The sequence below is a fragment of the Staphylococcus devriesei genome (assembly GCF_002902625.1).
GTDB classification, from domain to species: Bacteria; Bacillota; Bacilli; order Staphylococcales; family Staphylococcaceae; genus Staphylococcus; species Staphylococcus devriesei.
Window position 1 is genome coordinate 1 of record NZ_PPRG01000069.1, and the last position, 6,439, is coordinate 6,439.

9 protein-coding genes are annotated in these 6,439 nt (G+C 30.9%); all 9 read right to left on the bottom strand.

Annotated features, from left to right (window positions below):
• The coding region (locus CD147_RS10150; RefSeq protein ID WP_142382047.1) for an Abi family protein at positions 1–526 on the bottom strand (526 nt) is incomplete at its 3' end.
• A 650-nt stretch (positions 527–1,176) separates the two neighbouring features.
• A complete protein-coding gene (locus CD147_RS10155) occupies positions 1,177–1,539 on the bottom strand; it encodes a transcriptional regulator (RefSeq protein ID WP_103167310.1) in 363 nt (120 codons plus the stop codon).
• A gap of 23 nt (positions 1,540–1,562) precedes the next feature.
• Positions 1,563–1,832 carry a hypothetical protein gene (locus CD147_RS10160; RefSeq protein WP_103167311.1) on the bottom strand — a complete coding sequence of 90 codons (270 nt, stop codon included), beginning with the start codon at positions 1,830–1,832 and terminating at the stop codon, positions 1,563–1,565.
• A gap of 5 nt (positions 1,833–1,837) precedes the next feature.
• A complete protein-coding gene (locus CD147_RS10165; RefSeq protein WP_103167312.1) occupies positions 1,838–2,320 on the bottom strand; it encodes a terminase small subunit in 483 nt (160 codons plus the stop codon).
• Positions 2,301–2,666, bottom strand: coding sequence for a helix-turn-helix domain-containing protein (locus tag CD147_RS10170; protein ID WP_103167313.1), 366 nt, complete (start codon positions 2,664–2,666; stop codon positions 2,301–2,303). The genes CD147_RS10165 and CD147_RS10170 overlap by 20 nt, the downstream gene beginning before the upstream one ends.
• 2 nt (positions 2,667–2,668) lie before the next feature.
• Positions 2,669–3,127, bottom strand: a complete 459-nt coding sequence (locus CD147_RS10175; RefSeq protein ID WP_103167314.1) for a pathogenicity island protein — start codon at positions 3,125–3,127, stop codon at positions 2,669–2,671.
• 60 nt (positions 3,128–3,187) lie between these two features.
• Positions 3,188–3,841, bottom strand: a complete 654-nt coding sequence (locus tag CD147_RS10180) for a hypothetical protein (protein ID WP_103167315.1) — start codon at positions 3,839–3,841, stop codon at positions 3,188–3,190.
• Positions 3,842–3,942: 101 nt separating this feature from the next.
• Complete coding sequence (locus CD147_RS10185) at positions 3,943–4,281, bottom strand: pathogenicity island protein (protein ID WP_420894071.1); 339 nt, start codon at positions 4,279–4,281, stop codon at positions 3,943–3,945.
• 1,804 nt (positions 4,282–6,085) lie between these two features.
• Positions 6,086–6,433, bottom strand: coding sequence for an ArsR/SmtB family transcription factor (locus CD147_RS10190; RefSeq protein ID WP_103167317.1), 348 nt, complete (start codon positions 6,431–6,433; stop codon positions 6,086–6,088).
• Positions 6,434–6,439 lie beyond the last annotated feature (6 nt).

Genomic DNA, 6,439 nt, shown 5'->3' on the forward strand with positions numbered 1-6,439 from the left:
AGATGTGTATAAGAGACAGACCTAATGTTATGTAATTCACTAATATCCATAATGGAACCCCGTTATGTGTATTAATGTAATGCTTTAAAGGTTTGTTTCTTCTATTACTCATTATAGAACTAAAAGTAGCAACCATCTTTACTATATCATCAGTTTTAGAAGGATCATTTGAATAATTTTTAAAATATAAGTAAGAATGTGGTTCTTGATATTTTTCACTAAAATAATATGCAATTCTTGATTTGATATGTGTTTCAAACACTAAAAGATATTCTAATAATGTGTTTCTCATTTTCCTATCTAGTTTATATAAAGAAAACAATTCATCAAATTGTGTACCACTTTTATATACTTCAGGAACAACATACTTTCCATTCCTGTCTACCTGAAGAAATAATTCCTTGTAACCATTTATTACATTGTAATAATTTTCATTTTCTAAATCTCTTTTTGCTCTAGAAGGTACAATCATGCCTCTTTTCCTTAATATTTTTAATTGTTGATTATGAGTTTGAAATGGTTTCACAATTACATACCTTTCTATAAAAAAGTAGCCATAACCCGAGTAGAGTTATGGCTAGATCGTTAATATTATTTTAATATATCAATTGCTATTAAGCAAGAATTTTTAATGCGTAATTTTTCAATATTTATAATTAAGAGTACTTTCAAAAAATCTTTTCTTTGCCAACCTCTCTAAATCAATAGGTTGGTTAATAACTCCTTTAAACTTTCTCTTTATAATAAACTTCTGCAATATTTAAGAATAAATATGATTGTCTCTTTATCTCAATAATATCTATACTACGATACGATTTAACTTTATTTATCTTCTTTTCTAGCTTAGAAACTGAAAACACTCTAATCTTATGTACTTTTAACAACCGATTAGCTATACTATTCCCCCCTACTGTCCTTTTGCTTATTTTTACCCTATCTATTTAATCACGTAAACAATATAATTTTTTAATAGAGTGCAGTCCTAATTTAGGACTGCACCTGTGCATTAACATATACTAATATTAAGAATGTTCCTATGGTATCGAAACGGTTGCTGTATTCACTTACCTAACGTCGCAAGTTGCGACACATGAGGTAACATTTGTTCGCTCATCTATGGAGTATCTTTTTTATTTAAAACCACTTCCCTATTTTAAAGTTCTAGTTTTATCAGTTCTACACATAGCCTATAAGCACTGCTAAACGTCTAATAATAGCGTCACGTCTGCGTATAATTGACGTTTTACTCATACCGTAATAATCGGCTATATCTTGCCATAAATAGCACCCAATAGGACAATCCCAATATCTTAAACGTATAATCTCTTTTGTTTCCTTATCTGCATCCTCTATGAGTTGATCTACACCCTCTACAATATTGCATAACTTTTCATATTTTCGTTTCATTCCGTCATTAGTAGCTTCACTTTTAGTTCTTTGTAGCATTTCAAACTTTAGAATTCTCATCTCTTTGCGATAACGTTCTATATCTTGTATATAACTCTCTAGCTTCTTAATATCGTATCTTTCAATTTTCATCTTCATTCCCCTTATATTAGCTTTTATACTTTTGGATAAATGAAAATCCTATCATCATTCAATTTTATAGATGGAACTATGTGTCTATCTACACCATTTCTGACAATCATTAAGTTAAACGGTAGTATTACTCCTAAACCTTTTTGTGTTTTACTCAACGTATGCCACACTGCACGCTCTTTATCATTCATAAGATCATCGTAATAGATGACTGAACATTTCTTTATCGCCATCGCTCTGTTATACATATCTTCAATGCTAATCATATTTAATTTATCGGCAGTATCACACATGGTTATCAGTCCTCATAGCTACCTATATCATCTACAAAAACAGGTGTAACCATATTCACATCTACTTTATCTGTAAATATACTGTGGTAACGCCCCAATAAGTCACGTGCTTTTAAACGATCACTTGGCTTAATTGGTACTTCTACTGTTTCCACGTGCTCATTATACACAAGATTCATGCGTCCTGTATCTGGGTTGCGCTCAAATGAGCTTTTCTTAACCACTACTTCTTTCGTTTCCGTCTCGTCTCCAATAGCTGATTGTGTTAATAGATACAGTGTTTCCTTCGCAGATAAAATGGTATCGTCCATTATTTCATCTTTCTTGCTTTGAATATAGTCTTTTACTTTCTCATTGCGCAATAGTCTGCTACCTGTTACGTGTGCGCTATTTGAGCTATAACCAGCATTTATAGCGCTTTGAGTAACGTTAAGTGTCTTAAGGTACTCATTCACAAAGCGCTCTTGTTTAGGCGTTAATTTGTCCATTTAACCCCTCCTTATTTTCTATAATTTTGTCTAGCAATTGGTTAATTAATTGATTAATCCTAGTTTCTGTTAGTTCAAATATTCGTGCTATATCTTTGACGGAGCGTCCACTACGCAAAAGTAAAAACAAAATCACTTCTCTTTGCGTACAAACACGGTCTACTAATGTCTCTAACTCATTCATGTAAATATGGTCATCAGTATGTGTAGTTTCCGATGAATATAACGCAACATCATCTTTCAACATAAAGAAGTCATCAGATGAAATTTCGTTTACTTCATCATCACAATAATTATGATAATTTAATATAAACGTTTTAAGTGTCTCTTTGTCATCATCAATCACTGTTACACCACCAATGGTTGTTGTTGTTCAATAGCCTTTGTTATAGGCTTGTTATAATTAATGTTATACAAATCTACCTGTAAACGCTCAATGAGCGTATAAGGCTTAATACGTCCATTTGATTGCATGTATCTAACCACCTGCTGTTGTTCTTCTTTCGTATAGGTATTTAGCACCTGCTTTAATAAAGATAAACGCATGCTTGAATTGTCCTTGAACCGTTTCAAATCTGCTTTCTTTTCACAGATCCATATCACAAGTTTATCAACGGGATATGATATAGAAATCATGCCCACAATTTCATCACATGTTGTAATTGAAGTGCTTAAATGATACATCTCCTCAATGTGTGACTGTGCTAATTTAATTTTAGTATTGATATATTTTGGATTGTATTTGGTCAATAACTCATATTCAGATATATACGTTTGTTGGTATGGTTCACTAAAATTTTCCTGCACGGTAATACCCCCATCAATATAGAATGAGCCTACCCGTGAGGATAGGCAAACTTCTATTCTTTAAGCATTGCGAAACAGTTTACTGTATTCATCTTGTATACTAATGATTTTAATATCGCCCTCTTCATCTCTTCTTACTGGTTGGCCATTAATTTGTAAGCCATATTGTCTTAAAATACCATATTCATATTCGAGTTGTTGATATTCTTCATTATTACGGAATGGATACATAATTTTATCTTTAAGTACTTTAAAATGGCCTTTAAGTCTATCTTGATCTTCTTTAGATAAACGTGTTTCTACTGCTTTTTGATATACGCTTAATTCATATACACCTGTATCATCTGGATCAATGTTATAAATAAATTCGTATAAATCTTCCCTATCCATAAGTTGTACTTTGGCCTCTAAATCTTGACGTTTTAACATCTCAGCTTGTGGATTATCAAAAGTCACTACTTTTTCTTTTTGTTGAATTTCAACTAAACTTTTTTCATGTTCATCTAACATTGTTTGGCCTAACTCTTTGAACTTATTCTGCATATCAAAGACCTTATCATTCATCTTTCCTCTTACCACTTCTGTTTTATATCCTTGTCTAATTAAGCCTTTTGTTTCTACAAATAAATCATCTAATTCACCTAATAAATTTCTATATCGTCTATCATTAAAATAAACGTCCCATGCGCTACCTGTTTGTGTTGCTGTTACCATATATTAAATACCTCATTTCATTTTTTTAAGAATGTAGCATTGGCTTTTATCTTTAAGTCTAATATTGAAACTTTTGAACAATGCCCAATCGCTACATACTCTTATAATTTAATGCGTTTTAAAGCCTCATATCGTTTCATGCTGCCATCTGCTAACTTTTTGACGCTACTCATCGCTTGTGCTTTTTCTTCTTCACTAGTAATGATGTAGTAGCCGCGTTCATACTTCTTATAGCTACAACCAATTGGATAACCATAATCATCAATTAGTTTACTGATAGCATTTCTTAACCATCTTTCATTAGTTGAGTTAGATTCATACCCCATTAAGTTAAGTATCTTGGACTTAGTTATATACTTATCTTTTGAGTTTTGAATAGTATCATAAATCCTTAAATATTCGTTTGGTACCTTTGTTATTTCTTTTTCAATTACTTTCACGGTTATAACCTCCATTTATTAGATGGACGTAACACGTAATAAAAAATGTAAAAAAGGAGCAATTTTTTTACTTTGAAAAGAGAATTCTTACTAACTATATTATACTAAATTTACACCCAAAAAGCAAACTTACGTTCTTGTTTTAATCTTATTTAACAATTACTTATAATCTACTATAACCATTGATAAATTAGCATTTATTTGCATTTTATCATATTAATTTCAAGATGCTATTATCGAACATTAGTTCTTATAGAATGTGATTTTGATCCTTATAACATTCTGGACGTTTAGCTTTTGTTAGTTTTAATTTTATTAATACCTTTGGGAAACCTTTGGGTTTTCAAAGTTGCTAACCTATACATAACCTTATTATTGATATGAGTTAAAAACGTTGATATAGAGGCATTTTATAAATTTTGAAAATTCGCTTACCTTGTATAAACCTTGCATATTATATTTTTTACTACCTTCCCAAAACCTTCCCATTTTTACAACATAATTTTTGTACCTATCTAAAATCGCACTATTTTTTACTTACCTTCCACAAATCTTGTACATTTTATATTTGCTCTACCTTTAGGAAACCTTTATATTTTTACAAAGTCCAAATTTGGACCCTGCTAATTATTTAATAGTTTTGGAACAAAACGCAAAATTGCGTTCTGTTCTATAAGGTACGTAGTTATTTTTGACTACATAGTTAGGAACCCCAAACTTGGGGACACCTCAAAGTTCAAAATTAAGCCTTATTGTTTTGACTATCCAAATTTGGATAGTCGAAGCCACGTACTCAAGTTAGATACGCAGGTTTCATTCCCCACATTTGAGGAAATGAATACATTTCTATCTAATTTTATAGTGAGCAAAGACTACCCTTTTTTATGGCAGTTGAAAATGCTAGATATGTAATTTTATGTATATCACTGTCCACATTTGGACAATGAATTTCACTGCGCAAATCTGCGCCGTGAGATAGTACATCATACGTGCGCATGGTGCGTATTCATTTTAGATACATATATTAGTTAAACAATCTATATTTATATTATCTAAAGTACCTTTTTAGTACTCTGCTTATTAGAGAACCGATATTTCGGTCTTCTAACTATATATTCAGACAATCTACATTTGGCTTTTCAGAATTTAGAGAACGGATATTGTCGTTTTCTGATTTATCATTGTGATATATCAATGATTAATTGAATACGGCCAACATTTCGGCTGTATTAACGAGCTCAGTTTTGAGCTGGTTAAGATGTTGGAACGTACCAACATATCGACTTATTAATACGCTCACATTTGATCCGGTTAAATAAGTTAGCTATTCAGTTCTATTACTCAGCTCATATTTGAGCCTAGAGAATATCTTTACTCAATCCACATTTGGGCTGAGTGATAAACTAATATCCTCAAATTTGGGGATATTAAACAATGTGCTAATATGTCCACTTATGGACACATTTAACCAATCCATATTTGGACTGGTTAAACCACTTCCCTATTTTAAGGTACTGGTTATAAGCGTACTTTTAAGTCCGTTTGTGATTGTATGAAATGTAAAGTTTTGACAAGTTATAAATAAAAAGACTGCACCCAAAGGATACAGTCATTTTAAAGGATACTCGGTTTTGAGTAGTAAATATTAGTAGCTGAATTTATTATCTTATAAAAGGCTCTACATATAAATAGAAGACGCTTACTTTTTATAAATAAAAATTTTTCACGTCATACTTACATTATTTTTCATTTTTGCATTATTTCTATATAGTATCAAGACAAGAAGAAACTCGTTTCACTCGTTTCAAAAACCCTTCTGATTTTTAGAGAAAAACTCTCTTATTTCATCATCTTTAATAAAATAATATGCCATCTTTCCATCTTTATAAAAATCAAGCACCTCATTTTTATATAAAAGTCTTAAATGATGTGAAGTTGAAGCAACACTCATTTTCAATATCAAAGAAATATCACAAACACACAACTCTTCTTCTTTAATCAAAGATAATATAATTTTCAATTTCTTCTCATCACAAATCTTTTCTAAAATGTTAAGTAATTTCTTAGATTTATCATCTTCTAAAAAACTTAAAGCATTGTTAACTTTATCCTCATGTACACAGATCACATCACAAGCATTTTCATAACTCATATGAAA

Excerpts from the sequence above, each read along its gene's own strand:
- CD147_RS10190 (WP_103167317.1), bottom strand. The coding sequence starts at position 6,433 with ATGAGTTATGAAAATGCTTGTGATGTGATCTGTGTACATGAGGATAAA.
- CD147_RS10180 (WP_103167315.1), bottom strand. The coding sequence starts at position 3,841 with ATGGTAACAGCAACACAAACAGGTAGCGCATGGGACGTTTATTTTAAT.
- CD147_RS10155 (WP_103167310.1), bottom strand. The coding sequence starts at position 1,539 with ATGAAAATTGAAAGATACGATATTAAGAAGCTAGAGAGTTATATACAA.
- CD147_RS10165 (WP_103167312.1), bottom strand. The coding sequence starts at position 2,320 with ATGGACAAATTAACGCCTAAACAAGAGCGCTTTGTGAATGAGTACCTT.
- CD147_RS10160 (WP_103167311.1), bottom strand. The coding sequence starts at position 1,832 with ATGTGTGATACTGCCGATAAATTAAATATGATTAGCATTGAAGATATG.